Here is a 14,459-nt window from a genome sequence, read left to right as displayed (position 1 = left end):
GGAGTGCGAGACGCGAACCGTTGTTAAGCAGGCGCGGACGGATCACCACTCTCCAGGCCGCCAATCCAAGGCCATTCTCTGACCTTCGAGAATCTGATCGGGTGTCATTTTCGACGACACGGCATCCCGAAGCCGGAGAAAGAAATCCCGCTCCCGTCGTGACGCGCGTCCCGCTGCGAGATTGAGCCATTTATAGGCGAGGACGAAGTCCTGTGGGACGCCATGGCCTTTGTCGTACATCAAGCCAAGCCGGCTTTGCGCGAAAGGATCGCCCTGCCTGGCACCGTCTATATAAAGAGAGGCGGCGGCATCATAGGCCTGGGGAACACCAAGGCCATTTTCATACATGAAGCCGAGACGACCTTGTGCTTCTCGATTTCCACGTCGCGCGGCGTGGGACAGGGCCTTTGCCGCGCGAACATAGTCACGTCTGGCATAGGCGGCATTGCTGCGTGCGAGATCGCCGGCATGTGCAATACCGATCGTCGCCGCACTCAAGAACGACAGGGCGATCCAGCTGACCAGCACTCGTAGCGAGATCAATTTTCGGCCTGTGCGCTCTGCCGAATTCCAGGCTCCTACCATCAATCCGCCCTCGGGCCGTGGGGGTGGTTCACGAGGCTTGCGCCGATGTTGCCGCGCAGCTTTGAGCGGAGCTCTTCCGCCACAAAGTGGGCATCCGTGCTGTCACGAATAATCTGCGGCCGGATAAAAATGATCAGTTCGGTGCGCGTGGTCTTCTTGTCCTGATGGCCAAAGCCATCGCCCAAACCTGGAATCTGGTCGAGCAGCGGAATACCGTTCCGCCCGCCGTCCTGCTGCTCGCTGATCAATCCCGCCAGAAGCACGGTCTGGCCGGTCGCAACCGAGATCGAGCTCTTGACCCGTCGTTCCGAAACCGTCGGTGTCAGACTGTTGGCGCTTGCCGGCAAGACATTGCTGATTTCCTGCTCAACGTCGAGCCTGACGTTGCCGTTCGCGCTGATACGGGGGGCAACGCGAAGAATGATACCGGTGTTGCGATAGTCGATGGTGTTGACGACCGTATTGTTCGTCGTCAGGACAGTCGCGCTACCGGTGGAGACCGGAACGACGTCGCCGACCTGAAGGGTCGCCGGCTGATTGTTGATGACGACAAGCGAGGGGTTCGACAACACCTTGACGCTGGTGACCGCGTGCAGAGCATCGAGAATGACGCTTGGCTGCGTCTCGGAGCCGATCAGGAAATTAAAGCCGGGAAATGCGCGGTTGATGAAGGCGTTGGTGACGGATCCCGCGACGGAAGCCGCGCCGGTGACTGGGTCCGTGGTGGTGGCCGGCGCGGTGGCCGCCTGGGTGTTGAGGATTGAGCCGGTGTTCGGCTTGAGACCGAGGTTGTGGCTCGTCAGGTAGGTCTGTACGCCGTAGCTGAGTTCATCGGTCAGAGTCACTTCCGCGATGGTGGCGTCAATTGCAACCTGCAGCTGGGGCTGGTCGACCTGACGTAACGTTGCCTCGATGACCTGATAGTTTTGCTGATCCGCATAGATCAGCAGGGTGTTGTTCACCGTGTCCGGCGTGATGCGCACGCCTTGCAGCGCGGGCGGGCCGTTTGACCCCGATGCTTTACTATCGAGCGCACCGCCGCCATTGGGGGAGGCGTTTGCGGTTAAAGAGGGAGCCGCCGCTGATCCGCCAAAGCCCTGCGTGGTGTTGCCGGTGCCCGATTGTCCGCGATTAGCAAAGCCACTTTGCGAAGACGAATTGCCGTTCAGTGACAGTCGGTCGGCGCTGCTGGTGTTGGATGTGCCGGATCCCGGTGCGATCTGATTGTCGGCGTTATCGAGCGAGGAAGAGGACGAACCGCCGAGGAACATGTCCGTCAGCACCCGCGCCATCTGGCGCGCGTCACCGTACTTGATCTGGTAGACGTGGACGCTGGTTCGCGCCGTATCAGCGCGATCAAGCCGCTTGATCCAGGTCGAAGCGGTGTGCAGCAGCGCCGGCTTTTTGGTGACGACCATCACCGCGTTCAAGCGGGCAATGGGCTGAAACTTGATGACGTTCTGGCTGAGGCCATTCTCGCCGGAGTCGACGATTTTCTCGAGCTCCGTGATGATGGTTTCAGGGCTGCTGCTGTTGATCGGGTAGATTCCGACTGATTGGCCGCGCATCCAGTCGACGTCGAAGCTCATGGCGGTGTCCACGGCTGTTCGTCGTTCTGCTCCGCTTCCCTGGATCAGGAGGATGTTGCGCGTTGAATCGGCCCGCACCGTTCCCGGCTTGGTTGCGAAACTGTCCATCAGCTTAAGAAGGGTCTGCGCTGAAACGTATTGCAGCGGCACCACGGAGATGCCGTAGCCGGGCTCGGGGCTTGCCGCAGCCGCATCGACACGACCCGCCCCGATCGCATCCCCCAGCGGTGTCAGGCGATATCCCGCCGTGTCGCGCACCAGAACAACGCCACTGAGGCGCAGGGCGTTCTCAAGCACAAATATAATGTCAGATTTGGGAACGGGCCTGACCGAGACCAGACTAACCGTGCCTTGAACACGGGGGTCGATGGTGTAGCCGGTCCCCATAATGTCGCCGAGCACGACCTTGGCGACTGTCGCGACAGGCGTGTTTTCAAAGTTCAGATCGAAGCCGTTGCCATTTGCCACCGGCTGGGGCCGTTCTTCGGAAACGTCGGTGACAGCTGCACCTTCGAACTCTGCCGATCGGCTCGGTTGAGCAGGTCGAGCTTGCGCGATGCCCACCTGTTGCGGCTGACGCGGAAGGATGTCGATTGATCGGACCTTGTCGAGAACATCGATGTCCGTGCTGTTCGAGGTGACGATTGCAGAATTGCATGATGTCAGGAATACAACCGACATCAGCATCAACGCAGTATGTGCAATGCGTGCAATCGTCGGGTACCGGTTTGAGCGACCGACGCGTACCATTTTTCCGCCATTCTTACTGGAAGTGCAACGAATTGATCGCTTGCGATAATTCGTCGAACGAACGGAATGTTTAGCGATCAAACATGACAGTAATAATTTTCAAAAAAAGATCGGCAGCCACATTTTGATATGTACGAACAATCTTTCATGGTGGCGAAGCTGACATCGATCCATTTCATCGTAATGCGATCAAAAACTGTTGTTGCGGGTGTTTTGCCAAACGTCCTCTCGGATGTTTCGTACAGGTGTCACACTTCGGAGGAATAAACACACCCCTGTCCTGCGATGACAGAGAGCTTGTCGGCGGTGCACAAATTCCTGACAGCTCGCGATGAAGAAGCGTTTTGTCTGGAAAGACACGATGACCAGCGGCGAGTCTTTGCAGTTCATTGAACATCTGCGCCAGGCCAATCATCTGGCTGCCGCTGACGTCGAGGCTAATGTCACTGGGCATGGCGGCAATGGCGGTGCTGCAAGCAAGTTGTGGGATTTGACGAATCTCTCGCCTAACGATTTCGCGGATCAGGCTGCACAATTCTTTGGCGTACGGCGTATTCCGCTGCCGGAAATGCTGGGGGCAACTTCCCTCACTGAGTTGTTTTCGTCCCGTTTCCTGCGGGACATGTATGTGTTCCCGTATCGTACTGCGGAAGGAATGCCGCGAATTGTAGTTGCCGATCCCGGTGATCGGGCAACGCAGCGCGCCGCCGAGATTGTACTGGGAGCAGGGGTAGCCATCGAGGTTGCCTCGTCAGAGGATATCGCAATTGTCCTGAATCAGCGGCTCAGTGATGAAAGTCTTGAGTCGCAGGCAGTTGGCGCGCTCAATGAGTTGCGCGACGACGATATCGAGAGCCTGCGGGATCTTGCGAGTGGCGCGCCGGTAGTCCGCGCCGTCAATGATCTTCTCGAAAAGGCGCTGGAGTTGCGCGCCAGCGACATTCATATCGAACCGCACCAGTCCGGACTGGTGGTCCGGATGCGCATCGACGGACTGTTGCGGCCTGTTGCTGCGCCGGCCGGGGTCTTGCCGCAAGCAGTGATCTCGCGCATCAAGATCGTGGCTGGTCTTAATATCGCCGAACGCCGGCTTCCCCAGGATGGCGCTGCCCGATTGCGAGCGGGGCGGTCCGATGTGGACATGCGTGTCGCCATCATGCCGACCCAGCACGGTGAATCGGCCGTTATTCGTATTCTGCCCAAGGACCGCGGACTTCTGGTTGTCGAAAAACTTGGGTTCGCGTCGACAGACGAAGAAAAGCTTAGACGTCTGCTGACGCTGCCGCATGGCATGATTGTCATCACCGGTCCGACGGGAAGCGGGAAGACCACAACGCTTGCAACCGTCCTTTCGATATTGAATGAGCCGACGCGAAAAATTCTGACGATTGAAGATCCGGTCGAATATGAAATCCCGGGGGTCAATCAATCGCAGACCAAACCCGCAATCGGATTGACCTTTGCTGCCGCTCTTCGCTCCTTCGTCCGTCAGGATCCCGACGTCATCATGGTTGGTGAAGTTCGCGATTCCGAGACGGCGCACGTCGCTGTCCATGCGGCTCTGACAGGACATCTTGTTCTGACCACGCTCCATACCGAGACCGCGGCGGCTGCGGTTCCGCGCCTGCTTGATCTTGGCATCGAAGGCTATCTGCTGCGCTCGACGCTGCGAGCTGTGGTTGCGCAACGACTGGTTCGGCAGCTGTGCGATCGCTGCAAGAAGCCAAAAACGCTTGTTGATAACGATTTCACCGAGGACCCCCGGTTACGCGCGTTCGGTTTCAGGGCCGGCGAGGTGCTTCAGACACCGTGCGGTTGTGAGCGATGTAGCGGTACGGGATATCGCGGCCGGCTTGGGGTCTTTGAAGTCCTCGAGCTGACCGACGAGATTCGAGAGCTCATCGGAGAGAAGACCGACGGCTTGAAGATCGATCAGACCGCGATCCGCAACGGCATGACCACTATGCTTGTTGACGGTGTTGCCAAATGCCGGGCGGGTTTGACATCGCCCTCCGAAATTCTTCGCGTGACGACAGTGCGGTGACGTCATGCCGAATTTTCGCTACCGCGCCCTGACCCAGACCGGCGAGATCGTCAACGGAACGCTGTCCGCTCCGACGGCTGCGGAAGTGGCTCGCCGGATCGAGTATCTGCAGTTGCTGCCGATCGAGACGATTGAGGACAAGCGATCTACGGCTGACTCAAGCGGAATGTTCGGTTTTCTCAGTCGGCCAAGTACGGCGGAGATCACCACGTTCACCCGGGATCTGGCGCTGCTTTTGAAGGCAGGTGCCCGCCTCGATGATGCGCTCGAACTTCTTGCGAGCGACGCTGACGTGGGCAGACTTCGGCCCATCGTCGCAAAATTGCGCACGGCGCTGTTGAGTGGAGAGAGCTTCGCGGATGCGGTGGAGGGCTATCCCGAGCTGTTTCCGGTGATGTATGGCGCCTTGGTTCGGGTCGGAGAAGTCTCCGGAACGCTGGATCAGGTGCTCGAGATGCTGGGGGCGGAGCGCACGCGTTCCGAGGCTATGCGTCGCAAGCTGATGGACGCGATGCAATATCCGGTATTTGTTCTGATCGCATCGGCTTGCGTGATGCTGTTCTTCATTCTGTTCGTGTTGCCGCAGTTCTCATCGGTCCTGCAGGATTTCGGGACGAAGTCCGACACCGCGCTCAGCGCCTTCATCAGGTTATCGGATTTCCTTCGGGCGAACGCCACGGAGATGTTGTTGGGGTCGGCTGCTGTCATCGCGAGCCTGTGGTGGCTGCTGCGCCGTCCGGGAACAGGCAGCGCCATCGCATCAGCGATCTCGCGCGTTCCGGGGATTTCGACGATTTTTCAATTCTACCGCACAAGTCTCTTCTGCAGGAATCTAGGCGTTCTGCTGGGCAGCGGAGTGAGCCTCACGGCAACGTTGCGTATCCTGATGGATATCATGTCGGTTACCGGCAACGTGGAGGCATGGGCGGCGGCGGCCGATCGCGTGCGCCATGGCGGCAAGCTGTCCGAAGCATTGGCGGCGGGCGGCTGCTTGCCTCCGATGGCAGTGCGGATGCTGCGGTTGGGCGAAGAAACCGGCCAGCTTCCCTCACTGTCAGGTCGTGTCGCGGAATTCTATGAAGCAAAGTTGCAGCGCAGCCTCGATCGGATCGTCGCCGTTATCGGGCCGCTTGCCATCATCACCATCAGTGCGGTTGTCGGAGGACTGATTGTTTCGGTCATGACTGCATTGCTCTCTGTCACTCAGCTCGTCGGCTAGATCAAAAAGGTTGGTTCACTATGACGTTGATGAAACGTATCAGCAGTCTTCTCATGAGTCAGACGAGCCCTCGGAGGACCAGCGAGGGTGAAGAGGGGTTTACCTTGGTCGAGATGCTGGTGGTGATCACCATCATCGGCCTCATCATGGGGCTGATTGGCCCGAGAGTTCTGAACTACCTGAGCGAGTCGAAGGTCAAGACTGCGAAAATCCAGTTGCAGAGCTTCGCTGGAGCGCTCGATTTGTTCTATCTGGATGCCGGCCGGTATCCGTCCACGTCAGAAGGTCTCGACGCACTGGTCCATCAGGCCGCGGGCGCGGCGGCCTGGAACGGTCCTTACCTGAAAGGTGGCTCCGTTCCGAAGGATCCCTGGAATCATCCCTACCTCTATCGTTCTCCGGGCGAGCATGGTCCTTACGACATCCTATCCCGCGGGTCTGACGGTCAGGAAGGCGGAAGTGGGGTCGCTGCCGATATCTCGCTCGACAAGCTGACAAGTGCGAAGAATGACTGATGACGCACAGCACGGCTTCACCTTGCTCGAGATGGTCTGTGTCCTGGCCATCATCGGGCTATTGTCAGCCGTTCTGTTGCCATTCATCCCTCACAACACCTCGCGCTCGCGACTTCAGGCCTATGCGCTGCAGGTTGCGACGCTGCTGAAAGCGGATCGCAATGCCGCAGTCCGGCGCGGGACAGATGTGGCAACGCTGGTTGATCCCGGATCGCGCAGGATCGTCTCGGGTACCGGCAAAAGCACCATTCATGTCCCGGATGACGTTCACTTCGACGCGACGCTTCCGAAAACGTGCAATCAAAAGCCTGCGTTTTCGACCATCAGCTTTTTTGCAAACGGAATGTCATGTGGCGGCTCTATAGGGCTGACTCGCTTCGATACGGGTTATGACGTGCGCGTCAACTGGCTGACAGGAAGGGTTGAAATTGTTTCGCGTACCGCCGCAAGCCGTTGATCGGAACGATGCCGGATTCACCATTATCGAGGTGCTGATTGCGCTTGCCGTTGTCGCGGTTTCAGTCGTCGCGATCGGATCTGTCATGTCGACGAACGTGCGCGGCGTTCTTTCGCTCGAACGACACGTGGCATTGATGCAGACGACGCGGATGATTATGGCGACAAAAGTCCCACCGCGCCCGGCACTTGCTCCCGGCACGATATCCGGGGAGGAAGGCGGCTATCGCTGGACAATTGATATCGATCCCTTGAGCGGGGATGATGGAGATAAAGACTCTGACACAAAGTGGATTCCGGAACTGGTCAGAGTACGCGTGCGATCGCCCTTTGGCGCCGTCTCCGATCTTCGCACTGTCCGGCTGGTCGGACGGCCTTCACAATGAGCGGGCGAGTGGCAAGACAGCGCGAGAATGAACGCGGCTTTACCTTGATCGAGACGCTGGTGGCGTTGGCCTTGACCGGCATGGTGTTATCGGCGCTCGCCAGCATCACGGCCCAATGGTTGCCAAACTGGAATCGCGGGATCGACCGCATTCAGCGCAGCGAGACCATCGGAATTGCCCTGCAACGGATCGCGGCGGATCTGGCTTCCGCAGAATATGTTTCGCCGGACCGGGACAAAAAACGTCCGCTGTTCGACGGTTCCGAATTGTCGGTGACGTTCGTGCGGACGGCGTTGGGGCCTAATGTCGGAACCGGCCTCGACATCGTGCGGCTTGGTGAAGCGAGCGACCATGGAGATCTGGTGACGGTCCGCTCCCGTGCCTCGTTCCGGCCATTGCAGCCGGGATCATCGGTGACCGAACAATTGCATTTCAGCGATCAGGTTCTTTTGCTGCGTCCGCCGTATCGTTTGTCCTTTGCTTATGCGGGGCAGGACATGGTCTGGCGCGCCTCCTGGCGCGACGCCGATCAGCTCCCGACCGCGATCAAGTTGACAGTTCGGGATGCTGCGACCGAGCGCATCTTGTCGGTATCGACGGTTACACCAATCCACGTGCAGGTGTCCGCCGAGTGCATGCAGTCGCCGAAGGAATGCAGCAAGAAGGCCGACGAGACGCGGGACCATCAGAATAGCGGACAGAGCAATGCTCCTGGCAGCGGCGGGGGAGCATTATAATGTACATCCGCTCGACGGCTCAGGAATCCCCCGAACGTGGCTTCGTCCTCGTTGCGGTACTTTGGATTTTGATGGCGCTGTCTGCATTGACCGTCATCTTCTCTCTGTATCTTTCCAATTCAGCTCAGGCGCTCGCCATCAACGACACGGGATTGCAAGTTGAGGCACTTGTATCCGCTGGCGTCGAACTGACGGCTTATCGCTTGTTGGCTGCGGACCAAAAGACGCGTCCTGCACGGGGCGAATTTCATTTTGGACTCAACGGCGCGGATATCTTCGTCTCGTTTTCAGCCGAAACGGCCCGCATCGATCTGAACTACGCTTCAAAGGAAACGCTTTCAGGGCTCTTCGCGGTTCTTGGTGCAAACGAGAACGCCGCGAAGGAATATGCGGATCGCATTGTCGGATGGAGGACCCGTCCTACGCCCGGCGCCTCAAACGATGAAGCCGCACTCTACGGCGCCGCTGGATTGACATATTCACCGCGGCAGGGGTCCTTTGTCCATGTGAATGAACTGGGGCTGGTCCTTGGAATCCCGCCCGCATTCGTCGAGCGGGCGTTGCCTTTTGTCACGATCTTCAACGGGTCCCCGAATGTGGATGTGGCGATTGCCTCACCGGAAGTCGTTGCAGCGCAGCCTGACAGAGCCCCAGCCTCTTTCGGTGACATAGCAAAAAGCGTCTCAACTTCATCCAGCGATCTTAACGATGGCGCGCAGACGTCAAATCCGGATGCCGCGTCTCCCAAAGGCAGCACCTTTCGTGCATCCATCCTGATCAAGACGAAAGATCGTCGCCAAATGACTTCTGAAGTGGTGTTTGTTTTGGGCGATGATGACGTGCCCTATCGGGTGCTATCGTGGCAGGATGAACTGACGTCCCGGCAGCGCCAGAAAAAGTGGGCGAGGTTGCAATGACGGTTGTTTCCGACATGAAGGAGCTATTCAGCGACTGGATCGCAGCTGTTGCGCGCGCTATCGATCTTGTCGCGGGGCGATATGTCCGGCCACAAGTGGTGATCATCGAAGAAAGTACGGACGGTTCGCTCACCATCAAGGCCCAACAAAGCAAAAACGGAATCTCGCTCCCGGATATCAAATTAGGTCTGATCAGCGAGCGATCGACGTCCGCGCTCTCGGAAGATTGGCAAAATGTCGCCCGCGGCAGTCGGATCGAAATCATGCTGTCGTCACAACGGGTCATGGCGCGGAAGCTGGATTTTCCGAAGCAGGCGGCTGAGTTTCTTGACGGCATGATTCGATCGCAAATCGATCGCCTCACGCCGTGGACGGCGAACGATGCCGCATTTGGATGGAGTTTGCTTTCCGACACGACCAGTGATCGCATTGATGTCGCTCTGGTTGCGACCTCGAAAGGCAAGATTCAGCCGCTGTCTCAGTTGGCGGCGGATCTCGGCGCCTCGTCGGTCGCGATACTCACGCTGTTTGCTGCCAATGAAGGGCCGCTCCTACCGATAAAGTTGTTTGAAAACGCGCTTCAGGGTTCGAGCAAACGTGCCCTGAGCGTCCCGGCGATCTTGCGCGGCACTTTGTTGACGGGCGGGGTTGCCGCAGCAGTTGCAGTTCTGGTTTCAGTCTATTTTGGTGATGCCTTGGATTCGGAGCAACAACAGCTGCAAAGCCAAATTTCCCAGCGGCGGGCAGCATTGCGCCTTAATTCCGATCCCGCTGGTGGCTCTGGGTTGGAGTTGCTTGCAAAGCGCAAGCAGGAGACCTCCTCGAGTGTGATGGTCCTTGAAGCGATCTCCAAGGTGTTACCTGATACGACTTACGTGACGGAACTGCGGATTGAGGGGGACAAGGTCCAGGTGGTTGGACTGACACAGGATGCGCCATCATTGATCCGGCTCATGGAGCAGTCGCCACAGTTCACGCGCGCAACCTTCTTCGCGCCGACGACACGCGCGCAGAATGACCCGGGAGAGCGGTTTCATATTGAAGCGCACATCAACGCGTACTTTGGATCCGGCACATGACTGCAATCGCGACACTGCGAAAAACGTTTTCCGGTTCGCCATCGCTAGCAGCCTCTGCCTATGCGGCTTTGGTACTGGCATTGCTGTTCATTGTTGTGACGTCCGTCACAGACCTTCTTTCTCGACGCGCTGAGGTGGCATCCGCTGAGACTATGCTTGCGCAATTGGATGGACGCAGGTTGGCGGCAGCACGCACTTCGTCGGGTGATGTATCGATCCCGACGGGATCGCCGTTCCTCGAAGGCGCAACCTTCACCATCGCAGGAGCCACATTGCTACAACGCGTTGACGGCGCTGTGACGAAGCTCGGTGGCAATGTGCTGTCTTCGCAGGTGGATTTAAAAGGAAGCCAGTCGAAGGCCGGCTTTATCAGTATGATCGCAAGCTGCGAGATCGGTCAGGCGGAACTGCAGAAGCTTTTATATGACCTTGAGGCTGGAATGCCCTTCCTGTTTGTCGATCAGCTTGTTGTTGAATCAACGACATCATCGACCTCTGGCGAGGACAAATTACGCATCTTGCTCGCAGTTTCCGGACAGTGGCGGGGCAGCAAGTGACCTGGAAACAAGTGACCTGGAGAGCCCTGATCTCTGCTTTTCTTCTGACCATCCTGGTGCAGCGCGCGGCTGCATTGCCATCGAGCGACGCCTTGGATGCGGATGTCGTTGACGATCCGCCGGTCAACAGGCCGGTTCAGACTCCGTCTGATCCACAGGTCGTAAACCCAACGAAAGCCGGCGCGCCTTCGGCGATGTTGCCCGTGAAGAAGCCAGTTCCAAGCGCCAATCCGCTATGGGCTATTCCGCTCAGTCAGTTATCTGAGACGCGGGACAGACCAATATTCTCGGTCTCGCGTCGGCCTCCGGCGCCGCCTGCTGAAGCCAAACCTGTAACCGTTAGAGCGCCGCCGCGCCCTAAGGTGCCGGAGCGTCCGCAACTTTCTCTCGTTGGTACGATCGCGAGCGGGGAGGAGGGATTCGGTATTTTCCTCGATCAGACCACGAAGGCCGCGCTCCGCCTGAAAGTCGGTGAAGACCATCAGGGCTGGAAGCTGCAATCGATACGCGGAAGGGAAGTGACTCTGGAAAAAGACCAGCAGACGTCAGTTCTGCGCTTGCCGGAGCCGGTGGGTGAAGAGGGAATCGTACATCCCGTATCGTTACCCGTATGGTTTGAAGGCCAGCGCAAATAGCAGACCAATCGCGAGAAACGGGCCGAACGGCAGTGCCGTTTGACCGGTCATTGTTCGTCCGGCCAGCTTCATAATCCCTGCCGTGAGCAGGGCGGTCAGCGACGCGACAAGCAAGAGAACGGGTATGCCGATAAATCCGATCCAGATCCCGGCAGCTCCAATGAACTTGACATCACCAAGTCCGAGGCCGCGGACTTTCCGCAGCGAGAAATAAAATCGCTGCAGCAACCAAAATACCCCACCGACGAGAATTCCTTCGCATAGCGCTTGTGCGCAGGCGAGCAAGCCATCGGTGGTTGCAGCCTCCGCGATTCCAATTCCTGCGATTGCAAGGTTCAACCAGTTGGGAATGATTCCTTGCCGGATGTCGATGATCGCGAGAGCAAAGCACAACGCGAAAAGCAAAGCGAAGAAGATAAAAAACTCGTTATCAAAAGACATGCAAACTCGTTCTGAGATACCTGCGTTTTTGTTATCTGATTTTCCCGTTCAGGAAAACGTTCTCGCTGAAGTGGCTTAGTGCGCTTTAGGCCGCGCCCGAAGCGTTCGTTGAGCGTGGAAATTCCTTGTTAGGTCGGAAAACGATACATCGACGTCATCTCGTCACAAAACCGCAAACCAATCCGACAATATTACGTGGAAACATTCTAAGCTCAGTTAAGGTTCAAGAGTATGATCGATCTTTCACTCGACGGCGTCTCTCGCGTGTCGCCGCGAATGGATCGTTCGCTGAACTGTTTTGTATGTTGCTGTGCCGGTATTCTGTGTCTTGCGTTTACGCTGGTGTCCGGCAGCGTGGCGGCGTCACCGTTGGATGATTCTGCAGAGCGATATCGTCCTTACATGGTGGAGGGGATCGGTCAGGCGTTGAACGGTGCGCGCGATTTGAAGCAGCGAATCGCCGAATCCGATCTCGTAGGGGCAAAGAAAGCCTGGCTTTCAGCCCGCGCGGGCTGGGAGCGCTCCGAAGTCTTCACCGCGGGCTTTGTTCCAGAGCTCGATCAGAAGATTGACGCGTGGCCCGATGCCACGACCGGATTCCATGCCATCGAGGCAAAACTGTTCGGCTCCGGAAAGCTCGATGTCGGAAATGAAGCAGATGCGCTTGTAGGCAATCTGGATGATCTCCATTCCAAACTTCACGGTATGGAATTGAAGCCGCAGGGGTTACTCGATGGCCTCGTGCGGCTGGCATACGAAGTTGGAGAAAGCAAAGCGGATGGCGGCGAGTCACGCATCAGCGGAACGTCACTTGATGACATGCGCAACAATGTATCCGGGATAGATTTCGCTTACCGGACGATTTTCGCCACCGCTCTCGAAGCTTCCGATCGGAAGCTTGCGGATAAAATTGACCAAAAGATCAAATCGCTTTCCGAGCTTATGGGTGTTCGGGAACTGCGCGCGGTGAATATTCCGAAGCTGCGCGAAGTGAGCGAGGACCTGGTGGTCTCACTGCAGGCGGCTGCGCCGAAACTCGGCTTAGGCCGTCCGACGCTCGAGGCCTCAACGCGATGAAATCATTGCGTCCATGGCTCGCCGTTCTTCTCGTCTGCCTCACGAGCGGATCGATCGTGCGGGTGGCTGCTTTTCCGGTCGATGGGGATCAGACTATCCTTCCACGTTCAACGGAGCTGAATGAAGACGCGCTGGCGAAGCCGCGCGAGGTGTTCCGGTCGGAGAGTATTGGCGGCCGGAAGTCCTATATGGTCAACCTTGGAAATCTGGCTTTCAGTTCACCGTCGCTGTTCGGTGGACCTGCGCGGCAGGCCGGGATGAGCTGCGAGACGTGCCATGTCAACGGCGCCTCTAACGCGAAGCTTTTTGTTCCGAAAATGTCGGTTCATCCGGGCACGTTCGACACGACCGGTCCGTTGTTCAATCCTAAAGCCGATAATCTCTCGTTCGATCCGATAAGGATTCCCAGTTTGCGAGGCGCGCGATATCTCGCGCCGTATGGCCACGATGGTCGAATGACGTCGCTGCGTGAATTCGTGCGAAATGTGATTGTGGATGAATTTGCGGGGCCGGAGCCATCGCCTGTCATTCTGGATGCGTTGGTCGCCTACATCAACGACATCGACTTCCTCCCGAATCCGAGTCTCGGTCCAGGCGGGCGACTCGTTGGGAAGATCAGCGACGCGGAACGTCGTGGTGAAGCGCTCTTCGTAAAGCCATTTCCGAATCAGCCGTCGATGAGTTGCTCGGGCTGTCACGTTCCGTCAGCCGGATTTGTTGATCATCAACAGCATGATGTTGGCTCTGGTGGTCTCTACAAGACGCCGACGTTGAAGAATGCAGACTTCAACGCTCCGTATTTTCATGATGGACGCTACCGCAGCTATGGCGAGGTTGTCGCGCACTTTGATCGTACCTTTACTCTTGGTCTTTCCGCGCAGGACCAGAACGACCTGGTTGCGTATCTGACGGCGGTCGGGGACGGGATGCAGCCTTACGAGGTCGACGGCGTTGGTGCTGTCCTCAAGGAGATCAATGATTTCGCGACGGTGCTGGATACGGCAATTCCCGCGAAGGATAAGGAGATTGTTTCGCTCACGGTCGAGACGATCGGCGGCGAGTTGCGCGAATTGACAGAACGCTATCCGGATCGGAAGGACACGAGCGTTTCGGGTGGACAGAGTGAGCGCATGCTCGCGCGTTCCGCTCTGAAGGAGTTGGTATTGACGTTGCGGCGTATCGGCAATGCTTCCAACGAAGATCGCTTTGACGACGCGGCAGCTGAATACAAGAATTATCGATATTTGATGGCCGCAGCAGTGCCGTCTTTGCTTGCCAGGGCGCAGCCGTGGTCTCTGTTTAATCCGTCAGTGCACGACGCGCACTACGATGCATTCCGTCAGGTCTTGCAGGTAAAGCAATCTACGCATTGAGAGATTAGCGGCGCGCCGTGCGTTCGCATAACGCGCTCGACGTGAATGTATCGCATTTCGATAAATTTGTCGTCGTTCGATAGGCGCTTGGGCGAATCA

General features: G+C 57.5%; 15 protein-coding genes. 12 read left to right on the top strand and 3 right to left on the bottom strand.

From position 1 onward, the window contains the following. Positions 1-42: 42 nt before the first annotated feature. Together ACP0KA_RS00600 and gspD are read right to left on the bottom strand one after the other, a co-directional pair. Complete coding sequence (locus ACP0KA_RS00600; RefSeq protein WP_424626897.1) at positions 43-585, bottom strand: tetratricopeptide repeat protein; 543 nt, start codon at positions 583-585, stop codon at positions 43-45. Next, positions 585-2,924 carry a type II secretion system secretin GspD gene (gspD, locus tag ACP0KA_RS00595; protein ID WP_424626896.1) on the bottom strand — a complete coding sequence of 780 codons (2,340 nt, stop codon included), beginning with the start codon at positions 2,922-2,924 and terminating at the stop codon, positions 585-587. Before gspD ends, ACP0KA_RS00600 begins: the two co-directional genes overlap by 1 nt. Before the next feature lie 361 nt (positions 2,925-3,285). Here gspD and ACP0KA_RS00590 point away from each other — a divergent pair, with 361 nt between their 5' ends. From ACP0KA_RS00590 to ACP0KA_RS00545, 10 genes are all read left to right on the top strand, one after another. Continuing rightward, a complete protein-coding gene (locus tag ACP0KA_RS00590; protein ID WP_424631456.1) occupies positions 3,286-4,968 on the top strand; it encodes a GspE/PulE family protein in 1,683 nt (560 codons plus the stop codon). 4 nt (positions 4,969-4,972) lie between these two features. Next, positions 4,973-6,187: a type II secretion system F family protein gene (locus ACP0KA_RS00585; protein ID WP_424626895.1), complete on the top strand. Its 1,215-nt coding sequence runs from the start codon at positions 4,973-4,975 to the stop codon at positions 6,185-6,187. 53 nt (positions 6,188-6,240) lie between these two features. Continuing rightward, complete coding sequence (gspG, locus tag ACP0KA_RS00580) at positions 6,241-6,702, top strand: type II secretion system major pseudopilin GspG (protein ID WP_424626894.1); 462 nt, start codon at positions 6,241-6,243, stop codon at positions 6,700-6,702. Then, a complete protein-coding gene (locus ACP0KA_RS00575; RefSeq protein WP_424626893.1) occupies positions 6,695-7,159 on the top strand; it encodes a pilus assembly FimT family protein in 465 nt (154 codons plus the stop codon). The genes gspG and ACP0KA_RS00575 overlap by 8 nt, the downstream gene beginning before the upstream one ends. Further along, positions 7,125-7,544, top strand: a complete 420-nt coding sequence (locus ACP0KA_RS00570; protein WP_424626892.1) for a prepilin-type N-terminal cleavage/methylation domain-containing protein — start codon at positions 7,125-7,127, stop codon at positions 7,542-7,544. Before ACP0KA_RS00575 ends, ACP0KA_RS00570 begins: the two co-directional genes overlap by 35 nt. A gap of 8 nt (positions 7,545-7,552) precedes the next feature. Next, positions 7,553-8,281 (top strand): PulJ/GspJ family protein, encoded by a 729-nt coding sequence (locus tag ACP0KA_RS00565; RefSeq protein ID WP_424626891.1) that lies wholly within the window; start codon positions 7,553-7,555, stop codon positions 8,279-8,281. After that, positions 8,281-9,198, top strand: a complete 918-nt coding sequence (locus ACP0KA_RS00560) for a general secretion pathway protein GspK (protein ID WP_424626890.1) — start codon at positions 8,281-8,283, stop codon at positions 9,196-9,198. The genes ACP0KA_RS00565 and ACP0KA_RS00560 overlap by 1 nt, the downstream gene beginning before the upstream one ends. Before the next feature lie 98 nt (positions 9,199-9,296). Continuing rightward, positions 9,297-10,277: a PilN domain-containing protein gene (locus tag ACP0KA_RS00555; protein WP_424626889.1), complete on the top strand. Its 981-nt coding sequence runs from the start codon at positions 9,297-9,299 to the stop codon at positions 10,275-10,277. Then, on the top strand, positions 10,274-10,834 hold the full coding sequence (gspM, locus tag ACP0KA_RS00550; protein WP_424626888.1) for a type II secretion system protein GspM: 561 nt from the start codon (positions 10,274-10,276) through the stop codon (positions 10,832-10,834). The genes ACP0KA_RS00555 and gspM overlap by 4 nt, the downstream gene beginning before the upstream one ends. Further along, complete coding sequence (locus ACP0KA_RS00545) at positions 10,831-11,469, top strand: hypothetical protein (RefSeq protein WP_424626887.1); 639 nt, start codon at positions 10,831-10,833, stop codon at positions 11,467-11,469. The genes gspM and ACP0KA_RS00545 overlap by 4 nt, the downstream gene beginning before the upstream one ends. Here ACP0KA_RS00545 and ACP0KA_RS00540 read toward each other — a convergent pair. Further along, positions 11,437-11,910 carry a prepilin peptidase gene (locus ACP0KA_RS00540; protein ID WP_424626886.1) on the bottom strand — a complete coding sequence of 158 codons (474 nt, stop codon included), beginning with the start codon at positions 11,908-11,910 and terminating at the stop codon, positions 11,437-11,439. The genes ACP0KA_RS00545 and ACP0KA_RS00540 overlap by 33 nt on opposite strands. A 231-nt stretch (positions 11,911-12,141) precedes the next feature. Here ACP0KA_RS00540 and ACP0KA_RS00535 point away from each other — a divergent pair, with 231 nt between their 5' ends. Continuing rightward, positions 12,142-12,987, top strand: coding sequence for an EfeM/EfeO family lipoprotein (locus ACP0KA_RS00535; RefSeq protein ID WP_424626885.1), 846 nt, complete (start codon positions 12,142-12,144; stop codon positions 12,985-12,987). Continuing rightward, on the top strand, positions 12,984-14,360 hold the full coding sequence (locus tag ACP0KA_RS00530; RefSeq protein ID WP_424626884.1) for a cytochrome c peroxidase: 1,377 nt from the start codon (positions 12,984-12,986) through the stop codon (positions 14,358-14,360). The genes ACP0KA_RS00535 and ACP0KA_RS00530 overlap by 4 nt, the downstream gene beginning before the upstream one ends. Positions 14,361-14,459: the final 99 nt, after the last annotated feature.

The sequence above is a fragment of the Bradyrhizobium sp. SYSU BS000235 genome (assembly GCF_049747295.1).
GTDB lineage: Bacteria > Pseudomonadota > Alphaproteobacteria > Rhizobiales > Xanthobacteraceae > Afipia.
Note: the sequence above shows the minus strand (reverse complement) of the source record. Positions and strands in the feature narration are given on the sequence as shown.